Annotated in this window: 14 protein-coding genes; 10 read left to right on the top strand and 4 right to left on the bottom strand. The window is 64.3% G+C overall.

Annotated elements, in window-relative coordinates:
* Positions 1–127: 127 nt before the first annotated feature.
* The gene (gene pdhA / locus JST30_11015; GenBank protein ID MBS1714852.1) at positions 128–1,144 is read right to left on the bottom strand and encodes a pyruvate dehydrogenase (acetyl-transferring) E1 component subunit alpha; all 1,017 of its coding nucleotides are present in this window, start codon (positions 1,142–1,144) and stop codon (positions 128–130) included.
* Between the two features lie 163 nt (positions 1,145–1,307).
* Here pdhA and JST30_11010 point away from each other — a divergent pair, with 163 nt between their 5' ends.
* On the top strand, positions 1,308–3,572 hold the full coding sequence (locus JST30_11010) for a hypothetical protein (GenBank protein MBS1714851.1): 2,265 nt from the start codon (positions 1,308–1,310) through the stop codon (positions 3,570–3,572).
* On the opposite strand, the gene tkt is transcribed toward JST30_11010, so the two are convergent.
* Positions 3,569–5,551, bottom strand: coding sequence for a transketolase (tkt, locus tag JST30_11005; GenBank protein MBS1714850.1), 1,983 nt, complete (start codon positions 5,549–5,551; stop codon positions 3,569–3,571). The two genes, JST30_11010 and tkt, sit on opposite strands and share 4 nt — an antisense overlap.
* Positions 5,552–5,589: 38 nt before the next feature.
* On the opposite strand from tkt, the gene JST30_11000 reads away from it, so the two are divergent.
* Positions 5,590–7,920, top strand: coding sequence for a hypothetical protein (locus JST30_11000; protein ID MBS1714849.1), 2,331 nt, complete (start codon positions 5,590–5,592; stop codon positions 7,918–7,920).
* On the opposite strand, the gene JST30_10995 is transcribed toward JST30_11000, so the two are convergent.
* Entirely contained in the window at positions 7,892–8,620 is a 729-nt protein-coding gene (locus tag JST30_10995) for a dipeptidase (GenBank protein MBS1714848.1), read from the bottom strand. The genes JST30_11000 and JST30_10995 overlap by 29 nt on opposite strands.
* Positions 8,617–9,843 carry a polysaccharide biosynthesis/export family protein gene (locus JST30_10990; GenBank protein MBS1714847.1) on the bottom strand — a complete coding sequence of 409 codons (1,227 nt, stop codon included), beginning with the start codon at positions 9,841–9,843 and terminating at the stop codon, positions 8,617–8,619. The genes JST30_10995 and JST30_10990 overlap by 4 nt, the downstream gene beginning before the upstream one ends.
* Before the next feature lie 75 nt (positions 9,844–9,918).
* Between JST30_10990 and JST30_10985 the strand changes: the two genes are divergently transcribed.
* From JST30_10985 to JST30_10950, 8 genes are all read left to right on the top strand, one after another.
* Positions 9,919–10,749 carry an aldolase gene (locus JST30_10985; protein MBS1714846.1) on the top strand — a complete coding sequence of 277 codons (831 nt, stop codon included), beginning with the start codon at positions 9,919–9,921 and terminating at the stop codon, positions 10,747–10,749.
* Positions 10,746–11,861 carry a Gfo/Idh/MocA family oxidoreductase gene (locus tag JST30_10980; GenBank protein MBS1714845.1) on the top strand — a complete coding sequence of 372 codons (1,116 nt, stop codon included), beginning with the start codon at positions 10,746–10,748 and terminating at the stop codon, positions 11,859–11,861. Before JST30_10985 ends, JST30_10980 begins: the two co-directional genes overlap by 4 nt.
* A gap of 74 nt (positions 11,862–11,935) precedes the next feature.
* The gene (locus JST30_10975) at positions 11,936–12,748 is read left to right on the top strand and encodes a Ku protein (GenBank protein MBS1714844.1); all 813 of its coding nucleotides are present in this window, start codon (positions 11,936–11,938) and stop codon (positions 12,746–12,748) included.
* Positions 12,745–13,389 carry a hypothetical protein gene (locus JST30_10970; protein ID MBS1714843.1) on the top strand — a complete coding sequence of 215 codons (645 nt, stop codon included), beginning with the start codon at positions 12,745–12,747 and terminating at the stop codon, positions 13,387–13,389. Before JST30_10975 ends, JST30_10970 begins: the two co-directional genes overlap by 4 nt.
* Positions 13,358–15,430: a non-homologous end-joining DNA ligase gene (gene ligD, locus JST30_10965; protein ID MBS1714842.1), complete on the top strand. Its 2,073-nt coding sequence runs from the start codon at positions 13,358–13,360 to the stop codon at positions 15,428–15,430. The genes JST30_10970 and ligD overlap by 32 nt, the downstream gene beginning before the upstream one ends.
* Positions 15,431–15,743: 313 nt before the next feature.
* Complete coding sequence (locus JST30_10960) at positions 15,744–17,321, top strand: efflux RND transporter periplasmic adaptor subunit (GenBank protein ID MBS1714841.1); 1,578 nt, start codon at positions 15,744–15,746, stop codon at positions 17,319–17,321.
* Positions 17,318–20,542: an efflux RND transporter permease subunit gene (locus JST30_10955; protein ID MBS1714840.1), complete on the top strand. Its 3,225-nt coding sequence runs from the start codon at positions 17,318–17,320 to the stop codon at positions 20,540–20,542. Before JST30_10960 ends, JST30_10955 begins: the two co-directional genes overlap by 4 nt.
* Positions 20,539–20,967 (top strand): MarR family transcriptional regulator, encoded by a 429-nt coding sequence (locus JST30_10950; GenBank protein MBS1714839.1) that lies wholly within the window; start codon positions 20,539–20,541, stop codon positions 20,965–20,967. Before JST30_10955 ends, JST30_10950 begins: the two co-directional genes overlap by 4 nt.
* The last annotated feature ends 9 nt before the right edge of the window (positions 20,968–20,976 follow it).

Below are 20,976 nucleotides of genomic sequence, written 5' to 3'. Positions count from 1 at the left end.
TGGCGTAAACCCTCGTGTTCATGGGGAGAAGCATCGGCTTTTCCGCGTCGACACGAGGGTTCGCGGCACGAAGCACCGGGTCGACGGGACGGCGACGGGCCGGTCCGCCTAGATCCTCGGGCGCGCCTCAGTGCCCCTTCTCGGGCTCCATGTCGGTGTAGACGTCGTCGTACACCTCGCTCGGATCGGGGAACGGGACCGCGTCGGCCGCTTCGTAGATCTTGTCGACCTCGGCGCGGATCTCCTCGTCGATCGCTTCCATCTTTTCGCGCGTCATGACGTTGCGCTCGATGAGGATCTTCTCCAGCCGAGGGAGCGGGTCGCGGTGGGCCGCCTTCTCTTCCTCTTCCTTCGTCCTGTAAAGCTGACGGTCGTTATCGGCCGCGCCATGGCCGGCGAAGCGGTAGTTCATGACCTCGATCACGCAGGGCCGCGAGGTCTTCCGCGTCCGGTCGACGATGCGCCGGGCGTCCTTGTAGACCTGGAGGACGTCCATGCCGTCGATGCGCTCGCACTCCATCGCGAAAGGCAGGCCGCGCTTCCAAAGCTCGGGGTCGCTCGCGTGGTATTCGAGCCGCGTCCCCATCGCGAACTCGTTGTTCTCGATGACGTAGACGATCGGCAGGTCCCACAGCGAGGCCATGTTGAGCACCTCGAAGAACACGCCCGCGTTGGCGGCGCCGTCGCCGAGATAGCACACCGTGACCCGGTCTTCGCCGCGGTACTTGGCCGCGAACGCGAGACCGGTCGCCAGCGCGTTGTGCCCGCCGACGATGCCCCAGCCGCCGAAGAAGCCCCGCTCGATGTCGTATAGGTGCATCGAACCGCCCTTGCCCTTGCTCAGCCCGCCCTTGCGCCCCATGATCTCCGCCATGACCGCGACGGGGTCGCTGCCCATGAGGAGCGGCTGGGGATGGTCGCGGTAGGCGGCCATGACGTAGTCCCAACCCTGCTTGAGGGCGGCGTTGAAGCCGATCGCGGTGGCTTCCATGCCGATGTAGACGTGCATGTAGCCTCCGACCTTGCCTTGGCGATAGGCGAAGTTGCACTTCTCTTCGAAGTGCCGGATGAGGAGCATCTGTCGGTAGAAGTCCTCGAGCAATGCGGGCGATTCGGTCTGAGATTCGAGCTTGGCTTTGGCCATGAAAGTCCCTGCAGGTGGAATGGGGAGGATCGTGCTCGGGCCCGCGACGTTGAGGTGCCCATGGTTTTATACCACCCGGTGCCGGGTCTCGGAGGGTAATGCGGCCCCTGGCAAGGGGGCCGCTGCGGAACCTTCGCCAACCTGGAACCGGTATATGTGTGACGTGAAGTTGCCATCGTTTTGCGGCACGTTGGGCCTTGCTGCCCTGGCCGTGGTCTCTCATGCCCAACTCGACAAGACGGTCAGTTTCTCGGCCCCTGCCATGGAGCCGAAGAAGGCCCTTGCCGAACTCTCCAAGGTCGCCGGTCTCGAACTCGACGCCGCGAGCGACTTCGTCGACGAGCCGCTCTACCTGAGCGTCACCGACGTCACCGTCAAAGACCTCCTCGACCGCATCGCCACCGTCCTTCACGGCAAATGGACGGACACCCGGAACGGCAAACGCCTGGAAAGGGACAAGGACGATGTCCGGGCGATGGAACTGGCCCAAGCCCAACGGCGCGTCCATGGCTACGAAGAGGCGGTCAAGACGTTCTTGGACAAGCGTGCCGACGACGGCAAGTGGACGTCGGAGCACGTCGCCAAACTGATCGAGAAGGAGCGTAAAGAACGCAACGACATCCTCGCGAACGTGCGGGCGAACAACCCGGACATCGGCAACGGCACGATCAACATCATGAAGGGCTCGTCGTCCACGGTCACGCCGGCGACGCCCGCCCTGCTCGAGGCCCTGCGCAAGCTGCCCGCTTCCGTGCTCGCCTCGGTCGGGCCTGGCCAGCGCTTGGTCTATGCGACGACGCCGACGAACGTGCAGAAACGGTTGCCGTTCTCGGCCAACAATCTCATCGACACGTTCGTCCGCTCGCACGAGACGCTCGTCCGCGCCCTGTCCGGCCCGAACGTCGATCCTCCCAACGTCTCGGTCCGAGGCGGGCTCGACCTCTCGGCCAAACCGCTGCAAGGCAGCGTCCAAGAAGTCCTTCTGGTCCTGACCCGGCGCGGGAACTTCGAAGGGGTCAACGTCGAGCTCAAGATCGCAGACGGCAGCGGTACGTACGTCGGTACGGCGAGCGCCTGGATCGCGCCGAAGACTGAAGCCAAGACCGCTGCGGACAGTGGTTTGAAGCCCGACGGCACGATCGACCTGTCCGCGCTGGGCAAGGAACTCGCCGTGAACTTCGTCACGACGTCCGGCGACGACGGCGGCAACCAGAGCTCGTTCGCGATCTCCACCAGCGGAAGCGGCGGCGCCGTGTTCCGGATCGCTTCGGACAGCCCCACCGCGACCCCCGTCCTCTCGCGGGAGGCCCTGGCCGCCTTGGCCGATCCGGTCCGCACCGATCCTCAAGGCACCTTCGTCTCCGAAGCTTTGTCCGCGCTTTCGAAACAAAGCGGCCTCGACATCGTCGCCGCACTGCCGGACACGGTCATCATGCCGATCGCCAAGGCGCTGGCCAAAGGCGGCAAGGTCGCCGACCTTTTCCCCGCCTTGAACACGGGCAAGGCGTCGATGACGCACGAAGGGGATTGGGCCGTCTTGACGGCGGACGACTGGCTTGTGTCCCGTACGTCGCAGATGCGCCGGGCGAGTGCCAAGACCCTTTACGGTGCGGTCGTCTCGAAGGGCTATGCCCGCCTTCAGGAGCTCTCCCGCTTCGCCGCCAGCCTCGGCACTGTTCCGGATTCGACGAACTTCGGGATCGTCACGCTTCGAGCGATCGAGCCGTTCGTGGCCGAAGACCTTCAGTTCCCGATGGACCAGAATCCAGGCCTTTACCAACTCTTGGGGACGTTGGACCGGCAGGTCTTCGACAATCCGAAACCGGAGACCGTCTTCCGCATCGGCACGATGAGCCAAGCCCAGATCGCGATGCTCGAACGCACCGTGTACGGGCAGTCGACAGGCGGTTCGATCTTCGGCGAAGGAGACTTCATCGGCATCGGCATCTCCACCGGGGAGGGCGACCGCCCGCAAGAGCCGCCCGCCGACGGGTTGCACAACGAACCGACAGAGGCCTACCCCCAAGGCTTGCCCGCGATGGGCGAGTTCCGGTTGAAGTTCACGCCGATGGACAGCGTTTACGCGTCGATCAAGGGCACACGGGGAGGACGCTTCATGACGGCCGAAGGGCTGGCTCAAATGGAAGCGCTGAGCGAGAACGACCGCATCCCCGACCTCCAGTCGAAGATGCTGAAGTTCGACCAGTTCCGGCCTTCTCTCACGACCCTCGTCGAATCCCACCTGACGTTCGGCAACAAATCGGTCCACCGGGGCGACTTCAGCGACGTCCTCCTTCCTGAGAACACGAAGAGCGGGGCATTCAACGACCTGCCACAGAAGTTCCGAGAAGCCGTCGCTGCTTCGAAAGCCCAAATGCGTGAAGGCATCGCGATCGGCGGCCGCGGACCGAAAAAGCCGCCGCTTTAGCCGAGCAACGATTGGGCCGTCGCGACGACGTTCTCGACCGTGAAGCCGAACTCACGGAAGAGGACGTCGGCGGGCGCCGATGCGCCGAAGTGGTCGATGCCGACGTGTGCCTGGGCGTACTTGGCCCAGCCGAACGTGGACGCGGCTTCGACCGAAACGGTCGGCACGCCCTTGGGAAGGACGGACCCGCGATAGCTGTCCGATTGCTTCTCGAACAAGAACCACGACGGCATCGACACGACCCGCGTCGCGACGCCTTGTGCTTCGAGCGCCTCACCGGCAGCGACGGCCAAGCCGAGTTCCGAACCCGTCCCGATCAGGATCATCGCCGGGGCCCCGCCCGAGGCTTCCCGCACGACGTAGGCGCCCTTTTCGGCAGGGTGCCTCGTGACCATGCCCGGCGTCAAGAGCTTGACCTTTTGCCGCGTGAGCACGATCATGCTCGGCGTCTTCTTGGCTTCCAGAGCGACCTTCCAACAGGCGGACGTCTCGTTCCCGTCGGCAGGACGCATCACGTTGAGGTTCGGGACCGCGCGCAGGCTCGCGATCTGCTCGATCGGCTGATGGGTCGGGCCGTCTTCGCCCAAGCCGATCGAATCGTGCGAGAACACGAAGACGGTCGGACACTCCATCAAGGCGGCCAGGCGGATCGAGGGCCGGCAATAGTCGCTGAAGATGAGGAAGCTCCCGCCACAGGCCCTTGTGCCTCCGTGGAGCGTGATCCCGTTAAAAGCGGCCGCCATCGCGTGTTCCCGGACGCCCAAGGCCAGGTTCCGTCCCGTCGGCTCGACCTTCGAGAACTCGGGCGAGCCCTTGATCCGGGTCTTGACATTGTCGGTCAGGTCTGCAGAGCCGGACAAGAGGTCCGGGAAAGAACCCGCGACCGCGTTCAAGACTTTGCCGCTGGAGTCGCGGGTCGCCTCGTCGGCGTCGAACACGGGCAGGTCCGCCGTCCAATCGGTCCCCGGTTCGCAGGTCAGCGACTTCCGGTAAGCGTCGGCTTCGTCGGGAAAAGCCTCGGCATAACGGGCCATGGCGTCGTTCCAAGCCCCGTGCGCCTCACGGCCCCGCGTGAGGGCCGAACGGTAGAAGCGGATCGCATCGTCGTCGATCCAGAACTCTTGGTCGTCAGGGATGCCGAGCGCACGCTTGGTCAAGGCGGCTTCGTCCACACCGAGCGGCGAACCGTGGACTCCGGCGGTGCCTGCTTTGTTGGGCGACCCGTAACCGATCGTGGTCTTGCAGACGATGAGCGTCGGCTTGTCCGCGCTTTCGCGCGCCGCCCTGATGCAGGCGTCGACGGCTTCGACGTCCATGCCGTCGCAAGAGAGCACCGACCATCCGATCGCCTCGAACTTGGCCGGGACGTTCTCGGAGTAGGCGAGATCGGTCCGTCCGTCGATCGTGATCCGGTTGTCGTCGTAAAGGACCGTCAGCTTGTTCAAGCCCAGATGTCCGGCAAGCGAACAGGCTTCGTTGGCCACGCCCTCCATCAGGTCGCCGTCGCTGGCGATCACGTACGTGCGGTGGTCGACGATGTGATGGTCGTCCCGGTTGTAGCGGGCGGCCAGATACCGCTCGGCGATCGCCATGCCGACGGCGGTCGAGATCCCCTGGCCCAAGGGGCCGGTCGCCATTTCGACTCCGGGAGTCACGAAGTTCTCTGGATGCCCCGGTGTCGCGCTTCCCCACTGTCTGAACCTCTTGATGTCCTCGAGCGTCAACTCATAGCCCGTCAAGAACAACAGGGCGTAGAGGAGCATCGAACCATGCCCAGCAGACAGGACGAAGCGGTCCCTGTCCGGCCACTTCGGGTCGGACGGATCGTGTTTAAGGTGACGGGTCCACAGCGCGTGGGCCATCGCGGCCGCGCCCATCGGCATTCCCGGATGCCCGGAGTTCGCTTTCTGAACGGCGTCGATCGCCAGTCCGCGAACGACCTTGAGGCACGTTTGATCGATGTCCGTCACCGTCGGGATCACGGGCTGACGATACCCCCTCAGGTAGGCTTGCTCCCATGACGGCGCCCCTGATCATGGCCCTCGTCCTGGGCCGTCCGTCGGCCTGGTCCATCAACGAGAACAATGCCTTGATCTGGGGCGGGAGACCGTATCTGCCCGTCGGTCTTGAGATCCCTGCGAACGTGAGCGCCGTGCGACAGGCCAAGGCGGCCGGAGTGCGCGACGTCCTTCTCGATTTCACCCTCGACGACCCCAAATCCTGGTCCGAAGCCTGTAAAGAACTCGACGAAGCGGGCATGACCTACATGGCCCGGATCATGACGGCCGCCCCCGTCGGTTCCGGCGTGACCGTCGAACCCGGCGGGTTCCGGATTTCGGACGTCACGAAGAAGACGTTCGTCGACGTCCCGATGCCCGAGACCGACGAAGCGCTCCTCGTCATGGCCGTCCAGAGGGACGGAAGCGTCCGGTGGTCGCGTCGTGAAAAGACCGTCGACGGCCGCCTCCGAACATCGATCGATCCACTGGTCGAACTTCCTCACACGCTACTGGTCTATCCCGTCGGGAAGACCGTCGAGGCGACCGACTTCTACGAGGGGCTCGACGCTCAGCGCGACCGCTTGCTCGGGTTCCTCAAGACCGCGCCGCCTGGCCCTGGGTTCCGGGGGCTCGTCGATCCGCTCGGGTCGGAACTGGCGTTCCCCGGTGCTGACGCGTCCGTCGTCCCGAAATCCAGGCTTTTCCTGACGGAGATGGTGGCGTTCCTCGAGACCAAGTACACGAGCGTCTCGACGGCCACGAAGGCCTGGGGCCTCTCGGCGAACGACCTCGACCGATTCGACAAGCTTGCCCGGCTGGTCCCGCTCTGGTCGGAAACGCGCGGCGTGGCCGACCTCTGGGACGCCGATACGGACAGGCTCTACCCGGTCGACCGTCAGTCGTCCCTCGCATGGAGGGACGTCCGGACGGTCGTCGCCAACGTCGCCCGGAGACGTCTCCAGACACTGCTGGACAACATCCGACTCCAGATCGACGCACCCGTCCTCTCGACCTGGTCGGGATGGGACGGCCCGTACAGCACCCGGGACTCGACGATCGACGGCGTCGCGTTTCGGCCATCGGGCGAGTCCGCGATGTCGCTCTGGGACACGAGCGCGAGGCCCGTCTCCAGCGTGTTGCGACGCGAGAAACCAGGACTTGTCGCCGCGACAGGGCTCAACGCCGGACAAAGCGTCGAAGACACGGTCATGGACCTCGAATCGCTCGGTGTTCGCGCCTGGTTCTTCGAAGCCCAAGACGACGGTCAGCGTCAGGCGGTCGGCCGGCTCGCCGCGACACGGGCGACCGATGTCTCTTCGGCCGAGTGGCGGCCCAAGGCCCTGTTCTATCCAGAAGCGGCCCAAGACCCGGCCTTCCCCTCCCGATTGACGGGCGGTCTCCTCTGGCTCCCGTCCCCGGGGCAAGGACGCCGCGTCCTGTACGGGTCCGACTTCGAAGGCTATGAGTCCGCGGCCGGACAGAACGTCTATGTCCTCTGGTCGACGACGGTCCCCCGCAAGGTCTCCGTCCGGGTTTCGGACGTGAAGACAGTGACCGTCGAAGACGTGCAAGGCACCGCCGTCCCGTTCCGGAAAAAGAAGAACGAGATCGAGCTCGAAGTCCCGACAACGCCGCTCGTCTTCCGGGGATCGAGCGAGCTCCCGGTCCCGACCGTCGCGTTCGCCGAGACGTCCGGCGAGATCACAAAGCTGCTCGACGCGAACGAGAACCTGGTCAACCCCACCGGACGAGAACGGTTCCAGTTCCTCGACGCCGTCAAGGCCTTCGACCGGACGCCCGGTGCCAGCTTCTTGACGCTGCGGGCCCAACTGGAGCGCATCGCGCCGCGTGCCGCCCCTTACCTCTGGATCGCGGCCACGCGTTCCCCGAGGCACAATTTCGGCGAAACGGGGCCCGTTCCCGGTGCCGCAAGCGACACCGTCTTGGCGACTTCGGCCCGGCTCCCATCGTTCGGCGTCCCGCTCTTTGCGGAATATCCTCTCGCCCCGCGACTTCCTGGCCAGTACGAAGTCTGGATCGCGGCCCGGATCCCGGCGGCATTAAGGAGCCAGGTCCGTATGGCCGTCGGCGACAAGGTCCTCGGCCCGCCTGAGAAGCCGCTCAGCTATTACGGCGACGGGTTTGGCTGGTACAAGTTCGGAGACATCGAACTTCCCAAGGGCGTGACCAATTTCCGGTTCGAATGCCCGATGGTGCAACGGGCCGGGATCGCGCTCGACGTCGTCCATGTCGCCTTGCCTGGTTTCCGCCCGCAAGGACCGCGCATGCCGTTAGACTGGTTGAAGTCGATCGTGGTGCCTAAGGGGCCGGAGAAAGGAAAGGGTTGATCCGGTCTTCAAGCTTGGCTTCCCACTCGATCTGGTTCTGATACCACTCCGATTCGGGCAACTCGACGAGTCCGTAAAAGCACTCGCCGCGACCGGTACGGACGGCCCATCCGGCGTCGCCGTAGGAGTAGTGCCAATACTCGTCACGGCAGTTCGAAAATCCGGCCCCGGTCATCGTCTCGACCAAGAGCGTCCGGTTTCGGGACGCTTCGTCCGAGAGTCCGAACGTATAGGTCGGCGTCGATCGGAACCGGTCGAACGGCGACGTGACGTCCAACTCCTTCCCTTCGGGACCGAGCAGGTACACGTCGAGTGCCGCTCCCGTACAATGCCCCGGCGGCGCCTTCTGGTCGACGGGCGCCACCCACCGGCAGACGGTCCTTCTCATCGTCGCATAAGGCAAACCTGGCCGGGCCTCTTCCAGACACGCCCACATCCAATCGAAAATGCGCTTTTGACGGATCCAAGGGCGCCATGCCTCGACATAGCCTAACTTGGTTCCGGACGGCAACGAACGCGCAGCGGCCTCGGCCATCGTTGCGACGCTTTCGCGGCACCACGGTATGACGACCGGCCTCATCGCGACCAAAGACGGAGCGGCGAGCCGCATGTCAACAAGCGGCTCGCCGTTCTCCCGTTCGAGGATCCTGTTCAGGGCCTTGATCGGCTCTGGACGGCCCTTCGACCGGTCCCACTTCATCGCCCGAAGAGGAGCCAGAACGCGGCCAAGCCGCCTCCCAGTTTCAGAAGCGTGTCGTCCTTCCGCTTCTGTCCAGGGACGACCACTTGGTCCCCAGGCTGAAGGAGCACGTCGCCCATGTAACCCTGCTCGATTTCATCGAAGTCGATCGTGCGCGCCTTGCCACCGTTCGACGTGACCTGGACCTTTTTGGTCTTCGCCTTCGCGGCAAACCCGCCGGCCGCAGCGACGGCCTCGCTCAGCTTCATGCCCGGTGTGGCGACGAAATAGCCCGGGCTCTTGACCGCCCCGTCCACCTTGATGTACGCGCGGCTTTCGCCGGTTTCGACGAGCACACGGTCTTCCGGCTGGATCACGAGGTCGGCGTTGGCCTTGGTCTCGTCAAGGGTCTGCACGATCTGTCCGTTCCTCTCGATCGAGACGCGTTTCTTCTCGCCTGCTCCCGCGAACCCGCCCGCAGCCTCGATCGCGGCTTTGGCCGTCATGCCAGGGCGGTGTTTGACCGTCCCCGGCTTCGCGACGCTTCCGAGAACATAGACCTCCTTGGCCGGGCCGTTCGTCGACACGAGGATGATCTCGTCGCCCGGTTTGAGAGCGATGCCCGGTTCCGGTTTCGTCGCGTCGACGAACCGGGTCGAGCCGTCCGTCGATTTCACGACGATTTTGGAGACGTCGGCGCCCTCGTTCGCTCCGACTTCGTTCACGAGCGCCGAAACCGTCGTCCCGCTCTGATACGGCCGCTCGCCGCACGTTTTGAATTCGCCGCTCAGTCGGATCGGCCGTTCGGCCGAAGGGAGGACGGTCTGGGGCGGATCTTGGGCCTTCCCGTCGTCCGCCGGCTTCTTCTCCGTTTCGGCAGGCTTCTTGTCCGGCTCGGTCGGCTTGTTCTCGGGCGACTTGGTCGGAACACCTTCGGCCGGGGCCGCGTTCTTGAACTCGACCTTGACCGTCGCGGTCCGGACGATGCGCTCTTGCGTCAGCTTCTTGCTGACGAGCTCGGCCGCTTCCGTGTCGGTCAGTCCGGAAACTTCGACCGCTCCCAAGAAGTCCATGAGGATCACGCCGTCCTTGGTGACCTTGTACTCCTTGTTCAGCAGTTCTTCCTCGGCGCACGTGAGCTTGAGCACGTCTTTCGGAGCGATCTTCCGGGGAGCGGCCTGCTGCGCGAAGGCGGCTCCGACGGCAACGGCCAGGAGGAGGACGGACACAAAGACTCTGCGCATGTCTATCGGTTCCAGACGGAAGAGGCACGCCGTTCGCGTCGCTGTCCGGACGCACTGGTATCTTCTTCCCGACCGATGACGTCATTTCGGCTCCGCAGACTTTTCGACGGCCGCTCCGGCCGTTGCCTCGACGTCGCCGTCGATCACGGCTTCTTCAACGAAGCGTCGTTCTTGACCGGGATCGAGGACATCACAGCGACGGTGGCCACCGTCGTCGCAGCCGGGCCGGACGCGGTCCAGCTGACGGTCGGCCAGGCACCGGTCCTCCAGTCGATCCCTGGCAAGCAGAAGCCCTCACTCGTCCTGCGCACGGACGTCGCCAACGTCTACGGAAAGGAGCTGCCGACCACGCTGTTCAGCAGGATGATCGAGGATCCGGTCGGCCAAGCCTTGCGCCTCGATGCGGTCTGCGTCGTCGTCAACCTGTTCCAGATCCCTGGACGACCGGACGTCACGGACCAGTGCGTCCAAAACGTGCTCAAGATCAAACCGGAGTGCGAACGTTGGGGGATGCCCTTGATGGTCGAGCCCCTTGTGTTCCGGCCGAACTCCGTGTCCGGTGGGTACATGGTCGACGGCGACCCTGCCAAGATCGTGCCCCTCGTCCGTCAAGCGGTCGAACTCGGAGCGGACGTGATCAAAGCCGACCCGACCGACGACGTGTCGGACTACCGCCGTGTCGTGGAAACCGCCCGGGTCCCCGTCCTCGTCCGTGGCGGCGGCCGCGCTCCGGACGGCGAGATCCTCGCCAGGACGGAAGCACTGATGGGCCAAGGCGTCCAAGGGATCGTCTATGGCCGGAACATCGTCCAGCACCCCGATCCGTCGGGAATGACCCGGGCCTTGATGGCCATCGTCCACGAGGGCGCGACGGCCTCAGAGGCGGCCAGGCACCTCGCGACATGAAGCCCATCGTCAAGATCGGCGTCATCGGCGGCGGACTCATGGGACGCGAAACCGCGAGCGCCTTGGCCCGGTGGTTCGTCCTCCTTGACCGGCCCGTCGACGTCAGTCTGACCGCCGTCGCCGACACGGACCCTGGCGCCCTGGACTGGTTCCGACAGGTACCGGGCGTCAGCCTCTTGACCGCTGACTACCGCGAACTGCTGGCATCGCCGGACGTCGACGTCGTCTACGCGGCCGTGCCGCACGACCTTCATGAAGAGGTCTACACGGCGACCGTGGCTGCAGGAAAGGACCTGCTCGCCGAAAAGCCGTTCGGGATCGACCTCGCTGCGGCACAGAGGATTTCTGATTCCGTCCGGTCGTCAGGACGGTTCGTGCGGGTCAGTTCCGAGTTCCCGTTCTTCCCCGGTGCCCAAGCCGTGTTCGAGCACCTACGTCGGGACGACATCGGCGACCTCCTTGAAGTCCAGAGTGTGTTCCTCCACTCGTCGGACCTCGACCTGAAGAAGCCGGTCAACTGGAAGCGGAAAGCGGCCACGTGCGGTCAGGCGGGCGTCATGAACGACCTTGGACTTCACGTCGTCCACCTTCCCTTCCGACTCGGGTTTCATCCGGTTTCCGTCTATGCGCAGTTACAGAACGTCGTGACGACCCGCCCGGACGGAAGAGGCGGGACCGCGGATTGCGACACGTGGGACAACGCCACGCTCCACACCACGCTTGCAAACGGCGCACCCATGCGGCTGGAGACCAAGAGGTTGGCCCCGGGGGAAACGAACACCTGGCGCGTCGAAGTCCTCGGCTCACGGTGCGGCGTACGGTTTTCGACGAAGGAGCCCAAAACCCTTTGGAGCTATCGCGACGGAGGTTCCCAAGGCTGGATCCGGCAAGACGTGGGTCACAAGCCGTCCTATCCCGTCGTGACGGGAGGGATCTTCGAGTTCGGTTTTCCGGACGCGCTGCTGCAGATGCTCGCCGCGTACCTGGCCGAACGCGAAGGGCGTCTTGACGGACGCTTCGGCTGCGCGACGGTCGACGAAGCCGTCATGAGCCACCGTCTTTGGGCGGCGGCCTTGTCTTCGCACTCTTCCCACCGAGCCGTGGACTTCTGATCCGACCGCGTCCTTGGCGGACGTCCCGTCGAACGCCGCACGGCCCGGCGTCATGAACGGTGAGAGGAGCATTCATGGCGAGAGCGGTCTGGAACGGTGTGGTCACGTTCGGGATGGTCAGCATTCCGGTCGGTCTCTATCCGGCGACGAGCGAGAAAGACGTCCGGTTCCACCAACTGCACAAGACGTGCGGTTCTCGGATCAAGCTGAAAAAGTGGTGCCCGGTCGACGACGTGGCGCTCGAACCTGAGGACATCGTCCGTGGGTTCGAGGTCTCGAAGGGCCAGTACGTGACCGTTACGGACGCGGACTTGGACAAGCTGCCCGTCTCTTCCAAGCACACGATCGAGATCACGTCGTTCGTCGACGAAGACGACGTCGACCCTCTGTACTACGACGCGAGCTACTATCTGGAACCTTCAGAAGCGGGCGTCAAGCCGTTCGCCTTGTTCTTCAAGGCCTTGTCGTCGAAGAACGTCTCTGCGGTCGGCAAGGTCGCTCTGCGGAACAAGGAGAACTTGTGCCTGTTGCGTCCAGGGAACGGGACGGTCGTCCTCGAGACCCTCTACTATCCGGACGAGATCCGGGTACCGGCCGCGAGCGGGTTCGACAAGCGAGAGGTCGACAAGAAGCAACTGGCCCTGGCCGAGAACCTGATCGACCTCATGACGGCCCGGTTCGATCCCGAGGAACACCGCGACGAGTACCGCGAAGCCCTATTGGCCATGATCGAAGCCAAACGAGAGGGCGGCGAAGTGGCCGAAGCGCCCGAGGCCCCCAGCGGAACCAAGGTCTATGACCTCATGGACGCCCTGCGGGCCAGCCTCGAATCCGCGAAGGGCGCAGGCGCCGCCAAACCGAAAGCGAAGAAGCGGAGGACCGGCTGACCGTGTTGCGAGAGTACAAGGCCAAGCGGGACTTTAAGAAAACGCCCGAACCTCCCCCGGACCGCCCGAAAAAGTCGAGGTCGGCGCGCTCGTCCTTCGTCGTCCAGATGCACGACGCCACAAGGCTCCACTACGACTTCCGCCTGGAGCACGACGGCGTCCTCCTTTCTTGGGCCGTTCCAAAGGGCCCCTCCTTGGACCCCAAGGTCAAGCGTCTGGCGGTCCAGGTCGAAGACCATCCCGTCTCCTATGGAGGGTTCGAGGGCGTCATTCCCGAAGGTCAATACGGTGCCGGCGAAGTCGTCCTTTGGGACGAAGGCGAATATGTGCCGGAGACCGAAGACCGGGAACCCATCGAGGATCGCCGTAAAGCTCGGGCTGCCATGACCAAAGGGTTGGAAGTCGGCAAACTGTCGTTCACGCTTTTCGGCAAGAAGCTGCACGGGTCTTGGACGTTGGTGCGCACGCGGGAGGTGAAGAACTGGCTCTTGATCAAGCACCAGGACGGGTTCGCTGACGACCGCACGGACGTCACAGAAAAGACGGAATCGGTCAGATCCGGGTTGAAGGCCTCTGACCTCAAAAGAGGTCGGAAGGGGGACGCCGCCCATGGCGCGCCCTTTCCCAGGAGCGGTCCGTAACAAGGGACTGACGGTTCCGGCCCCGATGCTGGCCACCGCGCGCCCGAAGCCGCCGCGAGGTGACGACTGGACGTTCGAAGTGAAGTTGGACGGACTACGGACGCTCGCATCGGTCGAAGGGCAAGAGGTCACCCTGACGTCCCGTAACGGCGTTGACGTGACGGATCTCTTTCCCGAGGTCCGTGACGGGCTCCGAAGACTCGAACTGACGGGCCTTGTCTTGGACGGCGAAATCGTGGTCGCTGGAAGTGACGGAGCCCCCTCGTTCGAAAGGGCGATGGAGCGGTTCCAAGCCCAGCGCCCTGACATTGGCGCCTTGTCCCGTTCGCTGCCTGCCGAATACGTGGTGTTCGACCTCTTAGCGAGCGGAGGTTGGGACCTCCTTGGTTGCCGGGCTGACGATCGTAGGCGCCTGTTAGACCGGTCCCTACCCCGCGGCCCCCACGTCCGGACAGTGGACTCGTTCTCCGGCGATGGCGACGACGTCCTCCGGCGGTCGCTTGAGCTCGGTTTCGAAGGCATCGTCGCCAAACGGACGTCAGGGACTTACCGTCCGGGCAAACGGTCGGCCGATTGGCTTAAGGTCAAACGCGTCCAGACCGAGGACTTCGTGATCGCCGGATGGACGGACGGAGCGGGCGCCCGGTCGACGACGTTCGGATCGCTCGTCCTGGCCCAGACGGAGGACGGCCGGCTCGTCCATGCCGGCAACGTCGGAACCGGGTTCGACTTCAAGACCGCCCGTGACGTCCTTGGACGGATCGCAGCGGACGAAAGGGAGACCAGTCCTCTCCATGGAAGCGGCCCGACAGACCGGGTCCACTGGGTCGAACCCGTCCACTGGGTCGAGGTCAAGTTCATGAAAAAGACGGCCGGAAACAAACTCAGAATGCCGTCCTTCGTCCGGATGCGTCCGGACAAGGACAAGACCCATGCTTCCCCAGTGACGTCGCGGAACCGAGCCGTCGACGAGGTGTTCGAAGCTCTGAGATCGGGCGATGAGAACGTCGAGGTCGATGCGCCCGGCGGAGAGCTGCGCTTGACGAACCTCGACAAGGTCCTCTGGCCCGCCCACGGCGGTAGGGCCGAACTGACCAAGCGGGACTTGATCTTGTACTACGCGACGGTCGCCCCCGCGCTCTTGCCCCACCTGGCAGACCGGCCCTTGACTCTGATCCGGATGCCGGACGGCTTGTCCGGCGAGCGCATCCTTCAGAAACACGTTCCGTACAAAATGCCCGCGTTCGTCCAGACCGTCGACGTCTGGTCGGAGTCGCGGCACTCTTCCGGATCTTACGTTCTCTGCAACGACCTCTGGACGTTGATCTGGCTCGGGCAGATGGGGACGGTCGAGATCCATCCCTGGTTTTCAAGGACGACCGCCGACGATGGTGCCGACCGTCGGCCGACGACGTTCGCACAGAGTGAAGCGGCCCTTGACGCCTCGGCCTTGAACTACCCGGACGTCATCGTCTTCGACCTCGACCCGTACGTCTACTCGGGGAAGGAGGCGCCGGGGGAGGAACCGGAACCGAGCCCCGAGGCGTTCCAAGCGACGGTCCGTGTCGCCCGTCAGCTCAAACGGCTCACGGACCGGCTCGGGCTCGACGTGTTCCTCAAGACCTCGGGCAAGACGGGGCTTCATGCGTTTCTGCCGATAGTGCGGGACGTACCGTTCGAAGAATGTCGCGAGCTGGCAGCCATGATCGGCCGGGAACTGGTCGCGGCAGACCCTGGACGCGTCACTGTGGAGTGGGCGGTCAAAAAGAGGCCGGGCAAGGTCTTCTTCGACTACAACATGAACGCGCGGGGCAAGACCTTGGCATCGGTGTATTCACCGCGTGCGCTGCCGGGTGCGCCGGTGTCCTGCCCCGTCGAATGGTCGCGGCTTGGCCGCACCGGCCCCGAGACGTTCGACATACGGACGGTCATGAAACGCGTCGCGACCAGGGGTGACGCTTGGTCCGGCCTCTTCGCTGCCAGGCAGGACTTGCGCGAGGTCCTCTCGGAAGTTTTGAGGAGCGGAAAGGGGCGGGAATGAAAAAACCCGTCCTCATATCGAGGACGGGAAGATTGCGATCATGATTTTCTGGCTCATGCGGGCGTCGCCGCCCGTCTGCGACGGTCACTCGCCACGTGCCCGAAGACAATGTGGATGCGACCGCTCGTCAAGAAACGACGCTCTGAGGGCGGCCGACGTTCGCTAAGGATCAAAATTCTCGGAAATTTGATGTCATTGGCCCTAAGCCGCCCGGGCCCTCGGCCACGTTCCGACTGAAACAACAAAAGAACGGCCACTTTGCGGTGACGAGTCCTGAAAAGGATAAGTAAGCTTAAGTATCTTGAGAGCGGACATGAAGCGGACGTGGGTGGTGGCAAGTGTCGTGGGCGCCGTGGTGGTCGGATCGGTCGCCTGGCGGCTTTCGACGAAGGCGGCGGAGGCTCGGGCGCTCTCTGCCCAACAACAGTCCCGAAAGGGCGCTCCGGCCCAAGTCTCGACGACCGTCGCCGGCCCCCGTGACGTCGTCCAAAGCGTCGACCTGGTCGGGACGGTCGAGTCGCCCTTCGTGGCCAAACTCTCGCCCCGGGAAACCGGCAAGATCACGGACGTCGCCGTCCGGGAAGGGGACGACGTCACCGTCGGCCAAGCCCTTGTGCGGCTCGATCCGGCCCAACTCGACGCCCTTGTCCTCCAACAGCGTTCGGCCGTCGCCGAAGCGCGCTCGCGACTGGCTCAGGCCCTGGTCGCCGAAGCTTCGAACAACGTGGGCATCGAGAGCTCGATCCGCGTCCAAGGCGCAGGCGTGACCAGTTCTCGGGCCGACCTGGAGCAGACGCGCCAAACGATGGGCGCCAAGATCCAGACCGACCAGAACCAGATCAGCGACGCGAACGCCAAACTGAGGGTCACGGAGGCCGCCCTCAAGTCGTCGCGCGCCGGACTCGCCTCGGCCAAGGCGAACTGGTCCAACGCCAAGTCGAAGTCGGACAGGCTCTCGACCCTCGAATCCAAGGGCTACGTGTCAAAGCAAGAACTGGACGATGCACGTACGGAAGTGACGGTCCAGGAGAACTTGGTCCGTCTCGCAGAAGAAGGCGTCAATCAAGCGGAGGCTTCCGTAGACTCGGCGAAGGCCCAACTCGACGCGGCGAAGCAGACGGCCATCGTCAACAAGAAGCGCTTAGGCGCCGAATTGACGGCGGCAGAGGCAAGGAACGCCCAGAACCAGGCGACATGGGAAGCGGCCAGGGCGAACCGTGGCCAGACGAAGGCGTACCGCGAGAACATCGCCGCCCTCCGCGCCGCGGTCGGGAGCGCGGAAGCCGAGTTGCGTCAAGTCGAGTCCCGCCGGGCCGACCTTGTGCTCCGCTCACCGATCGATGGCACGGTGACGGCCCGTAGCTCCGATCTCGGGGACGTCGCCGGACCCGGACAGCCCGTGGTGACGGTCCAATACCTCCGGTGGCTGTACGTGACGGTGTCCGCACCGATCGGTCTCGCCGGTTCCTTGAAGGTCGGCCAAACCGTCGACGTCCGCTTCGACGCCGTTCCCGGCGAGACGTTGAAGGCTCCTGTCGAGAAGATCAACCCTGCCGCTGATCCGGTGACCCGTCAGTTCACGTTCCGGATCCGCATCGACAACCCCGCCCGTCGGTTCAGGCCGGGAATGTTCGCTCAGGTCGGCGTGACGACGCAAAGAGTCAGGGCCGCGGTCGTCGTTCCCCGCGAAGCCATCAAAGACGGAGCGCTGTTCGTCCTCAAGAAAGACGGGACGGTCGAACGGAGGACCGTGCAGACCGGCTCCGAAGACGCCGACGTCGTCCAAGTGACGAAGGGCCTCGAGCCCGGTGAAGAGGTCGTCCGCTTGAGCTATGCGCCGCTGCGCGACGGCCAGAAGGCCAAGGCGGCCGAGGCCGGGGCCAAGAAGTGAACATCGCCCGGTTTTCGGTCACACGACCCGTCGCCGTCACCATGCGCATCGCGGCCCTGGTGCTCCTCGGCGCCATCTGCCTCGTCCGGCTACCGATCGACCTCCTTCCCAAGGTCACGATCCCGACCGTCGTCGTCAGTACGAGCTGGGCGAACGTGGCACCGGAAGAAATGGAAACCCAGGTGACCCGCCCTATCGAGCAGGCGGTGTCTTCGGCGCCGAACGTCAATCAGGTCAGTTCGTCGACGTCCCAGGGACAATCGAGCGTCCGCATCCAATTCAACTGGGGGACGGACATCGGGCAAGCCGCGGTCGACGTCCTTCAGCTCGTCCAAAGGGCGAAACGGTCGCTTCCCAACGACGACGCATTGAGCGATCCCGTCGTCTTCAAATTCGACCCGTCGACCCTGCCGATCCGCATTTATGGTGTCAGTGGGATCGACGACCCGGTCAAGTTGCGCACCCTCTTGGACACCGAGGTTGCTCCGATGATCGAATCGGCCGACGGGGTCGCTGCCGCGACCGTGACGGGCGGCGACACGAGAGCGGTCATCGTCGACGTCGACCCCAAACGCCTCCAAGCCTACAACCTGTCGCTCAAACAAGTCAGCGACAGGTTGACGGAAGAGAACCTAAACGTTCCCGGCGGGATCGCTAGGCAGGGTCAGACCGAATTCGTCATTCGAAGTGTCGGCAACTTCGCCAAACCGGAAGACGCTCTGCAAGTCCCTTTGACAAGCCTGAACGGCCAAATCGTCTCGCTCGCCGACGTCGCCACGGTCCGCGACACCCATCCTGAGACCCGTCTCTACACTCGGCTCAACGGTCAGCCCGCCGTCGGCGTCATCGTCTCGAAGCAGAGCGGCGCGAACACCGTCAGTACGGCCGCGAGCCTCGACCGGAAAGTCGAAGCCGCACTCGAACAATATCCCGACCTCAAGTTCAATATCGCGTACGACCAGTCTGGCTTCATCGAGCACTCGATCGAAGACTTGAAGGCTACGGCGCTCATCGGCGGCGTCCTCGCCGTCGGCATCCTCATGATGTTCTTGCGCAACGTGAGGAGCACGATGGTCGTCGGGCTGAGCATCCCCTTCTCGATCGTCTCGACCTTCGCCTTGCTGTACTTCGGGGGGTTCACGTTGAACACGATCAGCCTCAGTGGGCTCGCTTTGGCGACCGGACTGATCGTCGACGACGCCGTCGTCGTGCTTGAGAACATCTTCCGTCATATCGAGCGCGACAAACTCAAGCCCGCGGAAGCGGCCGTGACCGGCACGACGGAGATCCTCTCCGCCGTCGTCGCATCGACCCTGACGATCATGATCGTCTTCATGCCCCTGCTCCTCATCCAGGGCCAGGCCGGACAGACGTTCACCCAGTTCGCGCTCGTCGTCATCTTCTCGATCGCCGTCTCCCTCCTCGACGCGATGACGGTCGTGCCGATGTTGGCGTCGCGGCTCATCAAGGAGGAGGAAGTCCTGATCGAGGCCCACCCGGAGCTCCGCGCCGAACGGGGCCTCAAGGCGGGTTGGTTGGACCGCCTCTTCGATTGGCTCGGCCAGAAGTTCCATGCCCTGGACGAGGGCTACCGAGGATCGCTCCGGTGGGCGCTGAAACACCGCTGGACGGTCTTGGGCATTGCCGCCGGGACGACCGGACTCAGCGTCTTCCTCATACCGCTCGTCGGGTCGGAGACGCTGCCCCAGACCGATAGCGGCGACTTCACGGTCAACGTCCGAATGCCCGTCGGGACCGCCCTGGCCGTCACCGACGAGAAGGTCCGTGAGGTCGAACGGATCCTCATGGCCGACCCGGACGTCGAGACCGTGTTCTCGGCTTCCGGCACGACACTGAGCCTCCGCGGGACGACGTCTTCGGCCATTGCGAACCAAGGGTCCGCGACCGTCCGGCTCAAGTCGTCACGGAAACGCAAGACGCAAGACGTCATCAAGGCGGTTCAAGGAAAGCTCGGTCAGATCAGCGGAGCCCGGATCTTGGTCACGCCGTACGACCTCGTGACCAACATCATTTCGGGAGGCAACACGAACATGGAGGTCGACGTTTTCGGTTCGGACCTCAAACAGATTTCGGCGACGGCAAAGACCGTGGCCGAGACGATGCGGTCGATACCCGGACTGGAAAGCGTCGACGTCAGCGTCCAGGATTCGGCACCCGAGATCCAGTGGACCGTCGACCGGACGAAGGCCGAGCAACTCGGGATCAGCTTCTCCGACGTCGCCGCCGTGCTCGACGCCGCCACGACCGGCCGCCAGTCCGGCTATTACCACGAGAACGGCTTCCAGTTCCCGATCAACGTCCAGGTGCCCGAGTCCGACCGAAAGACGATCGATCAGCTCAAGGCTCTTCCCGTTCAAGCCAGCCTCCGGACAGGAGGCGTCCAGCCCACCGTCCGACTGGGCGACATCGCTTCTGCGACCGTCGCGCTCGGCCCGAACGAGATCACCCGCATCGACCGGCAACGGTACGTCGCGATCACGGGCCGCGTCTCCGGCCGACCGGAAAGCGACGTTCAAGCCGACATCGCCACGGCCATGGGCAAATCGGACATGCCGGAGGGGACGAGGTGGGACTTCGGCCGGAACCAAAAGCGCCGAGCCGAAGAGTTCTCAGGCATGGGGCTCGCCGTCGTGCTCGCGGTGTCCCTGATCTACATGCTCCTCGCGTCGCAGTTCGAATCGTTCGTCATGCCGCTCGTCGTTTTGACGTCAGTCCCCCTTTGCTCGATCGGCGTGTTCCTGGCCCTCTTTCTGACAGGCCGGGCGATGGGTCTGACCGCCTTCATCGGACTCTTGATGCTGGTCGGCATCGTCGTCAAGAACGGCATCCTGTTGGTCGATTACACGGACCAACTGCGCCGAAGGGGCGTCCCTCGGGACGAAGCCATCTTGACGGCGGGCCCGACCCGTCTAAGGCCGATCTTGATGACGACCTGCGCCGCCGTCATGGGCATGATCCCCTTGGCCCTCGCTCTTGGCCGGGGATCGGAGACCCAAGCGCCTCTCGCGACGGCCGTTATCGGTGGCCTGACGACGTCGACCATCTTGACGCTCCTCGTCGTCCCTGTCGTCTACACGTTGTTCGACGACCTGATCCGAAAGTGGCGGAAGACCGACCGAGACCTCACCCGGGCCGACCTCGTCCAGCCCAGCGTTGCGGGCCTCGCCGCCGAAACGGAGGCACCGGAGGCCCGGCCGTGAGCGACGTCCTCAAAGAAGCCGAGCGCCTCGAAGAACTTCTTCCTCTCGCCCTTCGGGCCCTGTTTCCTGGCGTCGAGGACGAACCCCTTGGCGACATTCCCCTCTCCCAAATGCGGGTGATGCGCCTGCTTTTCGCCCGTCCCAGGTCGTCGACGGAGCTCTCCACTGAACTCGGCGTCAGCTTGCCTGCCGTGACCCAGCTCGTCACCAAACTCGAGGCTTCGGGTCTGGTCGAACGGACATGCTCGTCCTCGGACAAGAGGTGTAAGACCGTGGGTTTGTCTGCTGAAGGACGGGAGCAGATGTCGGCACGGCGTCGATCAAGGTCCGACCGCGCCGCCCGCGTTTTGGGCACCATGGACCCCGCTGTCCGGCGGTCCCTCGTCGAAGCCCTCGAGCGTGTCGTCGCCCCGGGACAAGACTGAGCGAGGGAG

This window comes from Armatimonadota bacterium (genome assembly GCA_018268395.1).
Taxonomy (GTDB): Bacteria; Armatimonadota; Fimbriimonadia; order Fimbriimonadales; family Fimbriimonadaceae; genus JAEURO01.
Note: the sequence above shows the minus strand (reverse complement) of the source record. Positions and strands in the feature narration are given on the sequence as shown.